The organism is Vibrio sinus, from assembly GCF_023634645.1.
Classification (GTDB): domain Bacteria; phylum Pseudomonadota; class Gammaproteobacteria; order Enterobacterales; family Vibrionaceae; genus Vibrio; species Vibrio sinus.
Genome location: NZ_JAMKMR010000001.1, coordinates 180,856 through 197,549, shown reverse-complemented (window position 1 = coordinate 197,549; position 16,694 = coordinate 180,856). Strand labels below are relative to the sequence as shown.

Genomic DNA, 16,694 nt, shown 5'->3' with positions numbered 1-16,694 from the left:
ACTTCGGATATAGATCCATTTTCATATGTGCCATACAAATGACGAAAACAAAAATTCTCATTGTGGATGATCATCCATTAATCTCCGACGCGCTAAGTAAGCTTTTGGATAACTATTCGGCTATTGATATCGTTGGTGTGTTAGATAACGGGAGCGCTGTATACAATTTTTGCTTGCGTGAAACACCAGATTTTATTTTATTAGATTTAATGCTCCCTGGGATGCACGGTATAGATGTGATTACCCAGATCAAAAGAAGGTGGGAATCCATCAATTTCGTCGTTATTTCATCACTTAGCAACAAACACATTATACAAGAAGCAATAGATGCGGGAGCATCTGCTTTTATTTCTAAAAATAGTGATGAGCAGACGTTGCTGGCGGGATTAAAAACAGTGATGCTAGGCGGTAAGTTTTATTGTACGCCTGAGTTAGAGGGCGGACGGGAAGAGTTGATCAGAGAGAATACTGCTCTACTCACTAAACGAGAACGTCAGATTGTTCAGCTTATATCGACTGGTTATAAGAGCCGAGAGATCGCTGAAGAGTTATGCATTACTCTCAAAACTGTAGAAAATCACCGCGCTAATATCATGGACAAGCTAGACCTAAGAAATGTCGCGGACTTAGTGAGCTACGCTCACCAGCGTGGGCTTGATTCTAATTAGCCAAAGATACTAAACCTGAATCTTTTGAAACCGAGTTATATTGATACTCGGTTTTTTTATTTCTATTTCTAAGCCATTAGAGCCTCTTCAAGTTAAGAAGAGGCTTTAATGGTGTATATCAGCGTTAATTAAAGGTTGTTTTCAACCACTCTAACTTCAACGCCTTGGTTTTTGATATTACGTTTTCTATAGAATACAAATCCAAAGTAGCATAGTGATACAACAACAACGCCAGAGCCAAATTGCAGTAGATAGCTTGATAGTGTTTCTTGTTGCAACACTTGGCTTGAAGGAATAAAGCTAATAATAAAGGTGGCAAAAACACCGACTAAGCCAGCGATGGAAATCAGATAGAAGAGCGCATTGTTTTTTAGCAGAGTTCCTGCTTGAGTGCTTTGTTTCCGTAATTTCATGCCGGCGAAAAACATCGCCATATACATAAGCAAATAGATAGCAGTACTCAACGAAATGAGATACCAATAGAAGTCATTCATGTTTTTGAACAGGGTAATAGCAAGACAAAATACAGTAATGATCACCGCTTGAATAAGCAGTATCGCAGTGGGCACACCGTTTTTGTTGAACTTACCTAACGCTTTAGGCATGTAGCCGTTTCGCGCTGCCTGACCCATACCAATCGCTGGGCTAATTGTCCAACTGATCAACGCGCCAACGGAGCCTAGTACTACCATGCAAAGAATAGCTGGCCCCATATATCCCAATCCAAATTGACCTAAGATGGCACGGAACGTCTGCGCTAAGCCATTGTAAAGGCTCAGGTGCTCGGCAGGAATCATCATCGCCATGGCAATGGAACCAATAAACATCAGTGCGACAATCAAAATGGCTGCAACTAAGATGGCAATGGTAAACGTACGTTTTGGGTTGGCAACTCGATTAATATGAACTGAGGTAATTTCCACACCCAAGAAAGAGGTGATGATGACCATCAGTGCAGACATATTGTGAGACGCAGAACCGAGCTCAAGGCCATGGTTCAATGTGAAGTGAGTGGGTAGCCCTTTAAAAAGCCAGATCGCTGCGGATACCAACAGTATAAGGATAGGCAAAATGACACCGAGTAATAAACACGCATAGGCTACGCGAGCAGACTCTTTAATTCCTTTTAAATTCAACAGGGTAATAAACCAAAATATGGCAACCATTAGCGTTATCAGCACTGACTGATGAGAAGCAACATTTGGGAAGAAAATGGTTAGAAAAGTACTGGCTATAAATAATAGATTAGCGGGGAACCAAATAAGGCTATTTATCCAAAGGTTCCAGATTGCAAACATGCCCATGTCTTTGCCATATGCACGTTTTACCCAATGGTAGATACCGTTATCTTTGTCATTAGAGAATGTTGCGCTTAGTTCTGCTGAGATAAATGAAACAGGCAAGAGAAATAACACAATGCCAGCAAGAAAGAAGATGGGTAAGTGGTTACCGAAAATGGCTAGTGATGGAATATTCCTAACGCTATCGACTGAGACAACAATCAAGCCGATAAGAACCGGGAGAGAAAGAGAGCCCATAAATTACCTATAAATATTAAACAGTTGTCAATATAAGTCGGTGAACTCCTTCTCGCCAAACTCTACAGGACGCCACTTTACCAGCATTTTAGGGACAATGAAAGAATAAATGAATATAAATTCCAGTTTTATGAATATTAATTCCCTGATAAAGTGTGCGTTTTGTAGCATAGTATATACGTGCTTCAATTTATATACAGTTGATCACACTATTTAAACTAAATTTTTACACTTTGGAAAAGATTGAATCTGAAGTAATTAATATATTTAAAAGGTAAATGAGTATTTAAAAAGAACCAGCCGAAACAAGATTGATGATATTCTTCGGCTGCGGACTTTTTTTGCAATATTAGATTTTGACTAAATATGCGTGAGTAACTTAAGGATAGGCTCACAGCATGATTTTTTCTTGCCGCTTATATTGCCTTTGTTTTTTGAAACATATAAACAAGAAGAAGCACATAGAAATGACTACTATCCCTCCACCGAACTGCATAATGTACTGATAAATATTTGTCCCAGACAATACTTGCTTCGATGGTAAAAAACCTACAATAAATGTCGCGATGACACCAATAAGCCCTGAACCTGAAATTATATAGAACGTTAAATGGTTTTTTATCAGTGCTCCTGTGCTAATACGTTGTCGTCTTAATTTGATACCAGCAAGGAACATCACTATGTACATCAAAAGATAAATAGCGGTACTCAGTGATATTAAGTACCAGTAAAAGTTATTCAAATCTTCAAATAAGCTCATGCTTAGGCACAGGATAGTGATGATACTAGCTTGAATAAAGAGTATATTTTTGGGTGCACCATTTTTGTTGTTTCGGGCTAAGGCCTCTGGCATATAACCATTTCTAGCGGCTTGAGCCATACCAATCGCAGGGCTAATGGTCCAACTGATTAGTGCACCTAAGGAGCCGAATACTACCATGCCGAGTAAAATGGGCGAGAAATAGCCGATATCAAATCGATTAAAAATGACGTGAAAGGTTTGCGCTAAACCATCATAAAGGTTCAATTGACTAGCAGGAATCATCATCGCCATTGCGATAGAGCCGATGAACATGATCGCAACAATTAAAAGCGAGGCAATGAGAATGGCGATTGTGAACGTTCGTTTGGGATTAATGACTTTGTTAATATGCACCGAAGAAATTTCAACACCAAGAAATGAGGTAATAATTACGGTGAGCGCTGAAAGGCTATGAGATGCTGAGCCAACATTAAAACTTACATCAAAAGAAAAATGAGAGGGTAGTCCCTGATAGAGCCAAAGCAGAGAAGAGATGAGCAAAGTGGCAATGGGTAGGATAACACCCAAGAACATACATACAAACGCAACGCGGGCCGACTCTTTTACGCCTTTCAAATTGAGAAATGTGATGAGCCAAAATATCGTGATCATCGTGCCAACAATAAGGGGCTTGTGAGTTGACATAGATGGGAAGAATATCGAGAAAAAAGTGCTGGATATAAAAAGCAGGTTGGCTGGAAACCAGATTAAACTATTTATCCATTGGTTCCATATCGCAAACATCCCCATATCGTTACCGAATGCCGCTTTAACCCAATGATAGACACCATTATCTTTGTCGCCTGCAAAAGACGCGCTTAGTTCAGCAGAAACGAAAGTAATGGGTAGGAGAAAAAGCAATATGGCAAGCACGAAGAAAATGGGTAATTGACTGCCAAATATTGCTAGCGAAGGGATGTTTCTAACACTATCGACTGAGACAACGATCAGCCCAATCAGTACGGGTAATGATAAAGACCCCATAATTTACCTTCTCATTTTGTTGTCGTGGATCCAAGCTACAGAGTAATTGAAGCGGGAGTGACTATTTACGTATAAATTCGTTCCTCCATCGTTCTGAATATTGGCCCTGCCGTGTAATGGCAGGGCTAGCATGTCGTTAATGAGATGCTGTGCTGGCGTGATTTCTTAACTCAGCCATATTTTTCTCAAGCTGTGTTCTGTCCTTACCGGCATAGAGGATAAACATTCCATTGATAAGCAAAATAGCAGTGACAAGGATGGCAAAACTGGCACCAGTTAGGGCGGTGAAGCACCATGCGATGGCCACGACAGCCATAACAATAGGGAAGATTGCCTGTTTTACTGTCTTCGCGGTCATCCTTTCAATTTTTATCCACTGAATCATGGAGTAGAAGTAAGGGAAGACGGAGAATAAAACCGTTACAGAGGCGATCATACCAAACATATCTTGGCTATTTTTGTTTGAAATAATCCCGATTAAGCTCACTACAGCCATAAGTACGGTAGATAATGTCGCTTGGATGAAAATGCCTTTCACCGGAATGTTTTTCTCATTTACTTCGCTAAAGACTTTAGGCAACACGCCATCTTTGGCGGAGCGTGATGCGGCCTGGGCAATCATCATGATCCAAGTTCCGAGGGAGATGAGACATGCAAATGCCGTTAATGCAGACACAACATAGCCTATCCACACTGAGATGGTTTGCTCGGTTGCGACAGAAATTCCAGCCGGGGCCAAGCTATCAAAAATATGAGATAACGCTAAGGAGAATGGAGCGCCACTAGCTGCGACTTCTGACGCTGGGAACATGCCAGATATGGCGGTAGATGAGGCGATATATACCAATGCGGCAATAGCTGTGCCGAGCATGGTTGCCATTGGTATCGTACGACGTGGATTTTTCACCAAACCAGCGTTGACTGAGGCACTTTCTACACCGAGAAACGCCCAAATGCATAGGATAACGCCAGATAACACTGCTGAGCTTGAAGACACGTGAGCTTGTACATGCCAGTTAGCTGAGAAAGTGGCAGGATCAAAGGTGAACCAACCTATGGTTCCCGTTAACACGACAGGTGTTAATATCCCGACAATGGCAATTGTAATAAGGCGGCTCATCCAAGCAGAACCCAAAAGGTTTACAAAAGATAGAAGCCAGATAACCACGATGGTGGCAATACCACCATATAAAGGTTGAGTTAAAGATGGGAAGAAAACGGATAGGTAGTCTACCCCTGCAAGTGCCATGGCTAAGTTGCCCACCCAACCTGCATGAAAATATAAAAGCCCAGATTGATAGCCTAATGCTGGCGATAATTCGCTAGAGTAGGCGACAGGGCCACCTTCTTGTGGATCTTTATTACCTAGAACAGAGAAACCGTAAGCCAGCGCTAACGCGCCAATGGTGGTCACGATCCAAGAAATGATAGTGATAGAACCAATGCTGGCTAAGCTCGATGGAAGGAGTGCAATACCTGTTCCCATCATGTTTCCAGCAACGACCCCTGTTGCACCTATCACGCCGATTTGTTTGGCTGTTTTAGAGACTGTCATAATGTAACCTTAACTGTATAAAATCGATGAATTAGGGAAGGAGCACTTACGTATCGAGATAGGTGCATCCTTCCGGGGGCCTGTTTTAGTCGTTGTTAAGCGCTTTAACACACAACACGTGGTACACACCGTTTTCTTCTTCAGCACCTTCCGTTTCGTGCTCAAATCCAGGGAATTCTTTATCCCAAATTTCTAAGCTTTGTAGGTATTTGATGTGAGGACTATTTTCGTCACCAAAGCTTTCACCAGACATCAACATTGGGATTCCAGGTGGGTAAGGGATAACCGCATTCGCAGCGACCCGGCCAACGAGTTCCGTAGAGGGAACCAATTCCACGTTATTGTCGACAATAGATTGGAACGCTTTGCGCGGTGTGATGACAGCCTCAGGAAGCATTTCGTACGCTTCGTTTAAGTGTTTAGAAGGATCTCTTTCTTTAAGGTAAGCAAACATTTTGTCACCAAGATCTTTCAGACCAAGCTCTGCATAGACTTCTGGGTGTGATTCAACTAAGTTTGGTAGCACTTCGGTCAGTGGTGTGTTGGCATCGTAATGCTGTTTAAACTTAAGTAGAGTGTTGACCAGTGTGGCCCATTTTCCTTTAGTGATACCCATAGAGAACAAGAACATCACTTGGAAGTCCGTGGTACGAGTTGGAACAATGCCAAATCGACCCAAGTAGGCTGTTACGAGCGATGCAGGAACACCCGAGTCAAGGATGTTGCCATCGTCGCCCATACCGGGAGACAAAAGGCTTACTTTGATTGGGTCTAACATACACCAGTCTGCTGGCATGTCTTTAAATCCGTGCCAAGTATCCTCTGGGTGCATTTTCCAAAAGTCTTGGTTGGTTGCTAATAGCTCAGCGGGGGCTTCTTCAAATGGGTAGACTTGGCCGCTTTCTGGATCAGTAATTGTTTCTGCGTTCCAAGGTTTAAAGAACCAATCGCACTCTTTGTATAAACGGCCCATGGCTTGGCGAAAATCGATGGCTTCTCGGATGACCTCGTTGGTTAATGACAAACCGCTTTGTCCATCCATCATAGATGTTGCAATGTCATTTGAAGCACTAATCGCATACAGTGGCGACGTTGTTGCGTGCATCATATAGGCTTGGCTAAACCGCTCTTGACTAATGGCTCCCTTACCATTTCTTACGTGCATCCAAGAAGCTTGAGAAAGCGCGTTCAGTAATTTGTGAGTAGAGTGAGTCGCGAATACCGTTGGCCCTTCGTAATCTGCTTGAGGTTCACCACGCATTGCATAGTGATTGTTGTAGATTGGGTTAAAGCGAGCATATCCGTACCATGCTTCGTCGAAGTGGAGTCGGTCACAGCTTTCTTCGAGGATTTTTTCCGCTCGTTTTGAGTTATAACAAAGGCCATCATAGGTACAGTTGGTTAATACACTGTACACAGGGCGTTGATCCGCAAAAGACTTGGTCAGTGTGCTTTCATCTGCTGCAGCTTGTAGAGTGGCTTTTTGCATTTGTTCTGGATAGATAGGGCCAATAATGCCATAACGGTTTCGAGTCGGAACCATGTAAACAGGGCGAGCACCGGTGAGCATTAAACCTTGCTCAATAGATTTGTGGCAATTACGGTCACAAATCACCAAGTCATCTTCTTTCATTGATGCCTGCATGATGGTTCGGTTTGCACCTGACGTACCGGTGACAAGAGAGTAAGAAAAATCAGAGCCAAAGACGCGCGCTGCATATTTTTCACTCTCTCCGAATGCGCCTGTGTGATCGAGTAACGAACCTAATGCACCACGCTCAATACCCATGTCGCTGCGTAACAGGCCTTCGCCATAATGGTTGTAGAAATGGCGACCCGCTGGTGTTTTGGTAAAGCCCACGCCTCCTTGGTGGCCAGGAGCGGCCCATGAATGTTCGTGTACATCGTCATAACTCATCATTGCTTTGACCAACGGAGGTAGCAAATGATCTCTATAACGATGCATTGCTGCAACAATTCGTCCAGCGATAAAGTCAGACGTATCTTCGAGTAGCCAAGCAAACTCGTCGATATTTTCCATAAGCTCTTTGTTGACACTTAGCGTAATTTTTTTACGTTCAGCCAGTAGAAAAACGGGCACATTTTCTTGGCGACGTTTTAATTTTTTGATTAATGTATAAAAGCGTTGATTTTCTTCCTTTTGCGATCCGCTCATTGAAGAGGTTAACAGTAAGCTGTCCACTGCTGTATTTGCATTAAGAATGGAATAGCAGTCGTCGAAAGACGTGGCGACCATTACTTCAACGCCTTCTGTGCAGAGTTCTTCAATTAATCGATTAAGCGAATTTTTTACTACACCTTCTTCTTGGGATTCATGAAGAACAAGTGCTAAATGTTTATTACTGTGAGTAGTCATTTTATGCCTCATTTATATTTTTCGAGGATCACGGGGCCAATTACGACAAATAAAGTATTCGTAGGAATCGAGTCGTAATCCGTATAATTCAGTTAGTTAAGATATTTAGGTTTAGACCAATACTATTTTGGAGGACCAATATTGGGTGCACTTAACATTGAGAATACAGAGCCAGCAGATAGGTTATGTACAGCTTGGATGCGGTGGTACATGCATCTGGCGGCTCTTTGTGCAGCGAAGTGTTTGCGAATGATTAAAGAGTAGTAAGGTTTACATAAGATAAATATTTGAAAAAAAGTAATCATGTTGACCTCACTATAAATCCCATCTTATTATTTTGAGATTTTATTCACTATATAAGCATAATTCCTTTTTATGTTTTTTCGTCAATCCCTTATCTTTTATATATAGTTTGAAACTAAGGCTGCTAAGCGTAATTGATTCAGATCAACAAAAGTGATCTAAATCTCATTTGCTATATAAGTCATTGGTTATAATGTTTATTTTTGGATGAAGATTTCCATTGCTTAGCGTTTTTTACTCAGATTTAAGGGTGATAAATAAAATATTACGAGCTAGATTAGCTATGTTTTGTTGGAATTTTAAATCTTGGTTGGAATAAAATTAGGCATAAGGAAAGCAATGAGGTGATAAATATTCACTTGAAGTTTAGTCTTTGGTATAAGCAATTAATCGATACGTAATATTTGGTTAATTAATATTATTGTTATTACTTTAATTAACTATTCACTAAATACGCTGCGCATACGTTTTCGTCGATTAAATTCGCAAAAGTGGTACTACATAGAACCATTTCTAGGTAATACATCGTATACTTGTCGTATGTAAGCTCTAAAAAAATAAGGGATTAAATGGAACAATACTATGCAGAAATCACTGGTTGGGGTAAGTGTCTTCCTCCAGTAGTGCTGACCAACGATGATTTGAGTACATTTTTGGATACGTCTAATGAGTGGATCGTGTCACGCACTGGGATTGAACAGAGACGCATAAGCCATGTTAACACGTCCGAGATGGCGACGGTTGCTGCAAAAAATGCCCTTGCTTGTGCCGGAGTGTCGGCAAATCAAATTGACATGGTCATTGTTGCTACCTGCTCTGCTGACTCACAACTTCCTAATGTCGCTTCAAATGTAGCCAAGAGCCTTTCGATAGAAAATGCTGCAGCTTTTGATCTCAATGCTGCCTGTACTGGTTTCCTTTATGGTTTAGAGACAGCCACCAGGCTTATTCAATCAGGAAGCTATCGAAATATACTATTGATTGGCGCTGAAAGGCTGTCGTTTTATATCGATTGGAGCCAACGAGATACGGCAGTGTTGTTTGGCGATGGTGCTGGTGCGGTGATACTGTCTAAAACGACTCAGCAGGTGGGGTTACAACAATCGAAAATCGGTTGTGACTCTGAAGGGCGAGAGATATTGGCAGTGAGTAAACTTGGTACTGCTATGGATCGGTTCGCGGCAGATAACGGCTTTTGGGACTTCAATTTTGTCGGCAAAGAGATATTTAAGCGAGCAGTAAAAGGCATGGGTACCGCTGCAGAAACGGTACTTAGTCAAGCTGGGTTGTCGCAAGAGGATATTGACATTGTTATTCCGCATCAAGCGAACATTCGTATCATCCAAACACTGTGTGATATGTCGGGAATAGATAGAGAAAAAGCGTTTGTTAACATTCAGCGCTACGGTAATACTTCGGCAGCAACCGTACCCATTGCGCTATGTGAAGCGCTGGAGCTGGGGAAAGTGGAACCTAACACCCACATGTTGATGGCCGCTTTTGGTGCCGGTCTTACCTGGGGAGCCGGGATTGTACGTTGGGGAGAACGTGTTACGCCAATATCGCAGTCTAATATCACCCTACCTGAGTGCGATAAGCCAGCCTTGGCATTGCTAAAACAAGCGATAGAAAAATGCACGACTGGAAAACCAGCTTAACAGCGAGAACCTAAAATCGTCGATTTTAAGCGGATTTATATAGCGTAAATAATATCGAGCCCAGGCATAGTCTTGGGCTCGACACATTCAATCAGTCTAAAAAGTCAGCGAGGGCTGGAAGTGTTGATTTTTTTGCAGCTACGTTGGCATAAAAATGAGTGGGCCACTGCGATTACTGATACTATGTGGCAGTACTTGACTCTAATTTTCATTAAGGCTATCGATGAAGTTTCTTCATACCTCGGATTGGCACCTTGGCCGTCAGTTTCATCATGTTTCGTTACTCGAAGATCAGTCAGTAATACTTCAACAGATTGTGGATTACATTCGTAACAATGAGGTGGATGCATTACTTATTTCCGGCGATATTTACGATCGCTCTGTCCCACCAACAAAAGCGATTGAGCTGCTTAGTAGTACGTTAAATGTTATTTGTGCTGAACTGGAAACGCCAGTGATTATGATTTCTGGAAACCATGATAGTGCTTCAAGGTTGAATTTTGGCTCAAAACAGATGAAAAATGCAGGCTTGCACATTATCAGCTCATTTGAAGATATGTTATGTCCGATTACGATAGAGTCTAAGAAAGCAGGGCCAGTATCATTTTTTGCTATGCCCTTTAACGATCCCGAAAGCGTCAGATATCACTTTAAACAATCGGTTACTACCTACGATGAAGCGCATGAGTTTCTTATCGGTCAAATAAAACAACAAGTTAATGCCACTCATCACAATGTGCTGCTCGGGCATTGTTTTGTTGATGGTGCTATGGAGTCAGATTCTGAGCGGCCATTGTCCATAGGCGGTTCTGATAGGATAAGCCACCACCATTTTCTTGAGTTCGATTATGTGGCTTTGGGGCACCTTCATCAGCCGCAAAAGAAAGGGGAAGAGTATATTCGCTATTCTGGTTCAATAATGAAATACAGCTTTTCTGAGCAGTATCATAAAAAAGGCATGACCTTAGTGGAGTTGGATGAGAACGGTTTCAAAAGTGCCGAGCATATCAATCTTATCTCACCTCATGACATGAGAGTGATTGAGGGTTATATGGAAGAGATACTTGAACAAGGAAAAACAGACGAGAATAACCAAGATTATTTGCTGGTGAGGTTAATGGATAGGCACGCGATACTCGAACCTATGGAAAAGCTAAGGTCTGTCTACCCCAACGTTTTGCATTTAGAAAAACCGGGTATGTTGGTGGAGGATGAGGATGAGGAAGAGCTAGGCGCTGCTTCGTTGAAACGCAATGAATTGGATATGTTTCAAGACTTCTACCAGGAAGTCCAAAAAGACGGACTAACGACAGAGCAAGAGTCTATTGTCACAAATATCATTGAGAAGTTAACCAGTTATACCGAGCAATAACATGCAACCACATAATCTAACCATACAGGCTTTCGGTCCATTTTCTAATACACAAACTATCAATTTTGAATCACTTGGCAGTGCGCCCCTTTTTCTCATCAACGGTGCGACTGGATCTGGAAAAAGCTCTATTTTAGACGCGATGTGTTATGCGTTATACGGTGAAACGACGGGCAATGAACGAACCGGTGACCAAATGCGGTGTGACTACGCGAAGCCAGATTTGGTCACAGAAATAAGCTTTGAATTTTCTCTGGGCTCTAAAGTATTGAAAGTCACACGCTCTCCAGAACAGTGGTTGCCTAAAAAGCGTGGTGAAGGAAAGACCAAGCGCGTTCACAAAGCAAGTCTAGTTCAGATGAATGATGGCGATGAATCGCTTATTTCCAGCCGTACTACGGAAGTTAACAAGCACCTTTTAGAGTTAATTGGCCTAAATGTAAAGCAGTTCCGGCAGGTTATGGTGCTTCCGCAAGGGCGGTTTCGTGAGTTATTAACGGCGAGCTCTAAAGAGCGTGAGGTCATTTTTGGTCAGCTTTTTCAAACGCATATCTACAATTCCATCGAAAAAGCACTGTATGACCAAACATCAGAGATTCGAAACCAAAAAGAACGCTTCGATAATCAGATAAAAGGGGCATTAAACTCCGCTGGAGTTGAAAGTGAAAAGGACCTAGAGCAACAAACTAACAGCGCAGCAGCGAACTTGGATGAGTTACAAAAGTTATATGTCGACAGTAAAAATCGTCATGAACAAGCGATACTTGAAGAGAAAAACGCGACAGAAATGCTTGGCAAGTTTTCTGAGCTTGATGAAATCAAACTGAAATTGAAAGCGCATTTAGATGCGAAGGCAGAATACGACAAACAAACGATACTCAAGAAAAACGCGCGCTCTGCACAGTATTTAACGGATCCCTATAAGAAAGTGCAAAATGCAGAACGTTTAATTCTTAGTTATCAAACGGAACAAGCGAACCTTTCCGACCAAGTTTCTATGTTAACCAGCGTGGTAGGCGAATCACAAGCCAGCCTTGATAAAGCGAATGAGGAATATTCAACCCTTAGTAAGCATGAGCAAGAGCTCAGTTTCTTGCATGCAATTCAACAGAAGCTAGAGCGTATATCTGAGGTAACCAAGCATCAGGAAGCGGTGACATCATCTTTAGAGAGCGCTCAAGTTTCTTTACAAGAGGCGAACTCAACGATTGAGGGGTTAAATACACGACTCAATGAGAAACAAAAACAGCTAGAGCTGGCGAATTTCGCAATGAGCCAATTGCCGGAAAAAAAGCACAAGGTGGAACGCTTAAACGCAATTCTTGTTCAGTTTGATAGGAAACATGAACTCTGTAGCCAACGAGATGCCGCTAATGAAAAAACACGGCTCCTAGCGACTCAGCTTATACCGCTCGAAGCTAAAGTTGAGGACTCATTGACCAAGGCGAATGATTTGGAATACTCCTGGCATTGTAATCAGGCGGCGATACTCGCTAGCCAGCTAAAAATCGGTGAAGCGTGCCCTGTTTGTGGGAGTGCTGAACATCCCTCAGTCGCCGAGTTTTTTGGTGAGGAAGTCTCATTGCCAGAGGTTGAGCAAGCCAAAAAACAATACCAAGAACTTTTGAAACAAGCGTCAGAACATAGGGAAATTTTGAATCAGCAACGATTGTCTCAGGCAACCGTTGAGCAAAAGCTTGCTTCAGTTGAGGAGTATCTGCAGAGCAATTCGAATGGCTCTGATGAACACGTTAAACGCGAACTGGACAAGCTTTTAGCTGAGGTCAATGAACTTGAGTCTGATCTTATACCAAAATTACAGAAAGAGTTACATCGCATACAGGCTGAGCTTGACTCACAAAACCAAGACAAAGAGCGGTTTGCCTTAACCGTCAAAAATAAAGAGCATGAGGCCGCAGCCATTGAAGCTCAGCTTATAGAGTTAAGAAGAGATGTACCAAAAGAGTGGATGTCTATACAAGCATTGCAAAATCAATTGCAAGTCGTTGAGCAAACCCTGTTCCGCATAAAAGAGCAACATAAAAAAGCTGAGCAAGCGTTTCAACAAGCAACATCCAACTTAACCCAAGTATGTGCAAAACAGCAACAGCTCGATAATCTAATGGAGAAAGCGGGTGAGGAGCTACAGGAGTTTGCACGAATATGGGAGAACAAGTTAAACGATAGTCCGTTCGATGATGTTCAGCAATTCCAAGCTTACTGCTTAACGCAGCAAGAGTTGGAATCTATCGATCAGTATCTACGGCAATATCAGGATACCTTAGCATCCTTAAATGCCTTACAAGATAATTTGAGTGAAGAGCTGTCAGGAATAGAAAGGCCACAACTTGCTGCTATCTCGCAAACGAGAAACGAGTGTCAGCAAAAAGAGAAAGACATGCTGCTGCAGGTGACAACGGCGTCATCTCGAGTTGATAGATTACGTGATGCTAGGCAAAGCTTAACAAAGCTTCAGCAGGAGAATGCTCAGCTAGAAAAAGCGTATCAAGTAGTGGGTACGCTTAGTGATGTTGCAAATGGCAAAACGGGCTCGAAAGTGAGCCTTCACCGATTTGTTTTGGGCGTGTTGCTGGATGATGTATTGATTTTGGCCTCGAAACGGCTGAACAAAATGACGCAAGGCCGGTACAATTTGAAACGTAAACGGGAAAAGTCGAAAGGCAATGCGGGCTCAGGATTAGAGCTGATGGTCGAAGATGGTTATACTGGAAAGTGGCGTGATGTCGCTACTTTATCTGGTGGAGAGTCGTTTATGGCCGCATTATCGTTAGCGTTAGGGTTATCTGATGTGGTGCAATCCTACAGTGGGGGAATTCGACTCGATACCTTGTTTATTGATGAAGGCTTTGGCAGCTTGGATCAAGAATCTTTAGACTTAGCGATACAAGCTTTAATCGATTTACAGCAAGGAGGAAGAACAATCGGGATAATTTCTCATGTAAGTGAACTCAAGGAGCAGCTTGCACTCAGAGTAGATGTGATTTCTGGTCGTTACGGAAGTGAAATCAAAGTTTTGAGCTGATCTTATCACTGAAGCTAAATAAATAAGATGCATAATAGGAAGTGTACTAAATCTCAATAATCATAATAGATTATTGGAGCGTATGATTTATACTCGGGCAACTTGGGGTGTTGTTTACATTGCTGAAACCTGCATGTTCAAGTTGTTTGATATACTTAGATAAGAAAGAAAGTTGTCATTTGGTTTGTTGGCTAGTAAAAAGCCGTATGTGGTTAAATCTCCTATGGAAGTCATAAATAAAATTTATAAATACTCCGAGCCCAACTTGACGTTGGTCGGCTGGATGGGGTTCATCGGCTTTCCTTTGTACTACTACGTGTGGTCTTATGTATTCCCACAGGCTTATGAAAGTTTGTTTCTGCGTGGCCTTGGGGCATTGTTGTTCTCAGGTATCGCATTTCGCAAATGCTTTCCTAAGCCACTGCAAAAATACACACCAATATATTATTTGTTCACGGTTGGATTTTGCCTGCCGTTTTTCTTTTCTTATATGATGTTTATGAACGATTGGTCGACCATCTGGACAATGTCGTTTATGGCCTCTATCTTTTTGCACATCTTGTTAGTGCACGATACAAAAGTCATGGCGATTCAAGCTGCGTTGTGCATATTTATCGCCTATTTGTTCGCGTATGTTTTCAACCCACACCCACCAGTCATCCATGTTGTTTGGGAATATCTGCCTATATTTTCGTTCACTTATATTTTTGGAACTCTGTTTTATTTCAGAAACCAAGTGGAGCATGAGACGAAAGCCTCCATCGCAAAATCGTTTGGTGCTGGGATTGCCCATGAAATGCGTAATCCACTCAGCGCGTTAAAAGCGTCCTTTGATGTGCTTGAGTCAATTATTCCTAGTAAAGGTAAAGCCGCCGGTGCTTATTATCATCTCTCGAGTCAAGAGCTAGGTCTGATAGAGGAAATCCTCCATGACGCGAGTGATACGATCCAAAATGCAAACCAAACCATCGACTTGCTATTGACGTCTATCGATGAAACCAGAGTATCCACCTCGACATTTAGAAAGCACCAAATGAAAGAAGTGGTCGATGGTGCGATCCACTCTTTCCCATATAAAAAAGCCTCAGATCAGCAAGCAGTGAAAGTGGTCACGCTCAACGACTTTGAGTTTTTAGGTAGCGAGACCCTTTTAAGGTATTCACTGTATAATTTGTTGAAAAATGCGTTTTATTATCAAACGTCTGCTGATTTTTATATTACTATCACTCTGAAAAGCTCTAAAGGCTGGAATCAACTGGTTTTTAGAGACAGTGGCGCTGGCATAGAAGATGATGTGATGGAACACATTTTTAAAGATTTCTATACAGTAGGAAAGAGTAACAGTTACGGTTTGGGGCTACCTTTTTGTAAAAAGGTCATGCATGCAGTGGGCGGGGATATATCTTGTCGCTCCGAACTAGGTAAATGGACTGAGTTTACTTTATCGTTTCCAAGGTATGACTCAGCAACCGTAGGCAAGCTAAAAATGGATTTAATGAGAAATAAATCGATCCTCTATATTGGCAATACATCCATGTTGGAGCGCCATCTTTTTGAACAATCTTTTTACAAGGGGTATCGATTACATAGTATTGACTTGAGCGTAGCGCTTGCAAAGCAAGAGTATGAATTTGAGTTTGACATTATTTTAATCGACCTCGATACAATGAAGGGTAAACGGGATCAGTTCAAAGTACTGGAGTCTAAGCTAACGTTTACTGAAGCCAGAATAGTGTATTTGTTTGATGAGCATCATACCTATCATAGCGATTTTGATCGTCATCTGATCATTTTTCCTGTTGAAAAGTCTCGTTTTATGCAAGATAGCCAACAGGTATTCGACGAGCTTATGTTTGAGTCTCCCATCGCCGATAGAAATCTTGTGCCGAGAAAAAAAGCAATATATGGGAAAACCATCATGATTGCTGACGATAATCACTCGTTGAGAACATATACAGCTATTTTCTTGGAGAAACAAGGTTATCAGGTCATTCAAGCTCAAGATGGTGCTCAGGCCATTCAGCAGCTAGAGAAGCACCCAGTGGATCTGGTTCTAATGGATATTGAAATGCCTCGGCTTGATGGCATTGAAGCCACTAATGCCATTCGACATTCGGCTCATTCGTACTCTGACATTCCAATTCTTGCTCATACTGGAGATAGCTCCAAGATTTCGATAGACAAAATTCAGGGAGCAGGCATGAATGACTACATCATTAAGCCTGCCGAAGGGGCGTTACTGATCGATAAAATTTCCGACTGGCTTTGATATTACGGTTTATACCCAAGTTACTTCAAGATGCAGGATTCAGAGCGATGTGAGTGGCCCAATTTAAGGGAAAGGTCTGCAGGAATGGCCATCCATTTCAAAGGCCTTTGACGCGAAAGTGGGCC

The 16,694-nt window shown here is 42.0% G+C and carries 9 protein-coding genes; 5 read left to right on the top strand and 4 right to left on the bottom strand.

What is annotated here, in order from left to right; translation table 11 throughout:
• Positions 1 to 38: 38 nt before the first annotated feature.
• Positions 39 to 668 (top strand): response regulator, encoded by a 630-nt coding sequence (locus M9194_RS00780; protein ID WP_250610339.1) that lies wholly within the window; start codon positions 39 to 41, stop codon positions 666 to 668.
• 128 nt (positions 669 to 796) lie between these two features.
• Here M9194_RS00780 and M9194_RS00775 read toward each other — a convergent pair whose 3' ends face one another.
• The 4 genes from M9194_RS00775 to adiA form a co-directional block, all read right to left on the bottom strand.
• Positions 797 to 2,206 carry an APC family permease gene (locus tag M9194_RS00775; RefSeq protein WP_250610337.1) on the bottom strand — a complete coding sequence of 470 codons (1,410 nt, stop codon included), beginning with the start codon at positions 2,204 to 2,206 and terminating at the stop codon, positions 797 to 799.
• A 391-nt stretch (positions 2,207 to 2,597) separates the two neighbouring features.
• Positions 2,598 to 3,992: an APC family permease gene (locus M9194_RS00770; RefSeq protein WP_250610335.1), complete on the bottom strand. Its 1,395-nt coding sequence runs from the start codon at positions 3,990 to 3,992 to the stop codon at positions 2,598 to 2,600.
• 136 nt (positions 3,993 to 4,128) lie between these two features.
• On the bottom strand, positions 4,129 to 5,547 hold the full coding sequence (locus M9194_RS00765) for an amino acid permease (RefSeq protein ID WP_250610333.1): 1,419 nt from the start codon (positions 5,545 to 5,547) through the stop codon (positions 4,129 to 4,131).
• A gap of 85 nt (positions 5,548 to 5,632) precedes the next feature.
• Positions 5,633 to 7,924, bottom strand: coding sequence for an arginine decarboxylase (gene adiA, locus M9194_RS00760; RefSeq protein ID WP_250610331.1), 2,292 nt, complete (start codon positions 7,922 to 7,924; stop codon positions 5,633 to 5,635).
• A gap of 872 nt (positions 7,925 to 8,796) precedes the next feature.
• On the opposite strand from adiA, the gene M9194_RS00755 reads away from it, so the two are divergent.
• From M9194_RS00755 to M9194_RS00740, 4 genes are all read left to right on the top strand, one after another.
• The gene (locus M9194_RS00755) at positions 8,797 to 9,885 is read left to right on the top strand and encodes a ketoacyl-ACP synthase III (protein WP_250610329.1); all 1,089 of its coding nucleotides are present in this window, start codon (positions 8,797 to 8,799) and stop codon (positions 9,883 to 9,885) included.
• A 223-nt stretch (positions 9,886 to 10,108) separates the two neighbouring features.
• The gene (locus M9194_RS00750) at positions 10,109 to 11,257 is read left to right on the top strand and encodes an exonuclease SbcCD subunit D (RefSeq protein ID WP_250610327.1); all 1,149 of its coding nucleotides are present in this window, start codon (positions 10,109 to 10,111) and stop codon (positions 11,255 to 11,257) included.
• A gap of 1 nt (position 11,258) precedes the next feature.
• The gene (locus M9194_RS00745) at positions 11,259 to 14,300 is read left to right on the top strand and encodes an AAA family ATPase (RefSeq protein ID WP_250610325.1); all 3,042 of its coding nucleotides are present in this window, start codon (positions 11,259 to 11,261) and stop codon (positions 14,298 to 14,300) included.
• 223 nt (positions 14,301 to 14,523) lie between these two features.
• On the top strand, positions 14,524 to 16,569 hold the full coding sequence (locus tag M9194_RS00740; RefSeq protein WP_250610323.1) for a hybrid sensor histidine kinase/response regulator: 2,046 nt from the start codon (positions 14,524 to 14,526) through the stop codon (positions 16,567 to 16,569).
• The last annotated feature ends 125 nt before the right edge of the window (positions 16,570 to 16,694 follow it).

Coding starts and splice junctions, on each gene's coding strand:
- M9194_RS00780 (WP_250610339.1), top strand. CDS start 39: ATGACGAAAACAAAAATTCTCATTGTGGATGATCATCCATTAATCTCC.
- M9194_RS00775 (WP_250610337.1), bottom strand. CDS start 2,206: ATGGGCTCTCTTTCTCTCCCGGTTCTTATCGGCTTGATTGTTGTCTCA.
- M9194_RS00770 (WP_250610335.1), bottom strand. CDS start 3,992: ATGGGGTCTTTATCATTACCCGTACTGATTGGGCTGATCGTTGTCTCA.
- M9194_RS00765 (WP_250610333.1), bottom strand. CDS start 5,547: ATGACAGTCTCTAAAACAGCCAAACAAATCGGCGTGATAGGTGCAACA.
- adiA (WP_250610331.1), bottom strand. CDS start 7,924: ATGACTACTCACAGTAATAAACATTTAGCACTTGTTCTTCATGAATCC.
- M9194_RS00755 (WP_250610329.1), top strand. CDS start 8,797: ATGGAACAATACTATGCAGAAATCACTGGTTGGGGTAAGTGTCTTCCT.
- M9194_RS00750 (WP_250610327.1), top strand. CDS start 10,109: ATGAAGTTTCTTCATACCTCGGATTGGCACCTTGGCCGTCAGTTTCAT.
- M9194_RS00745 (WP_250610325.1), top strand. CDS start 11,259: ATGCAACCACATAATCTAACCATACAGGCTTTCGGTCCATTTTCTAAT.
- M9194_RS00740 (WP_250610323.1), top strand. CDS start 14,524: ATGGAAGTCATAAATAAAATTTATAAATACTCCGAGCCCAACTTGACG.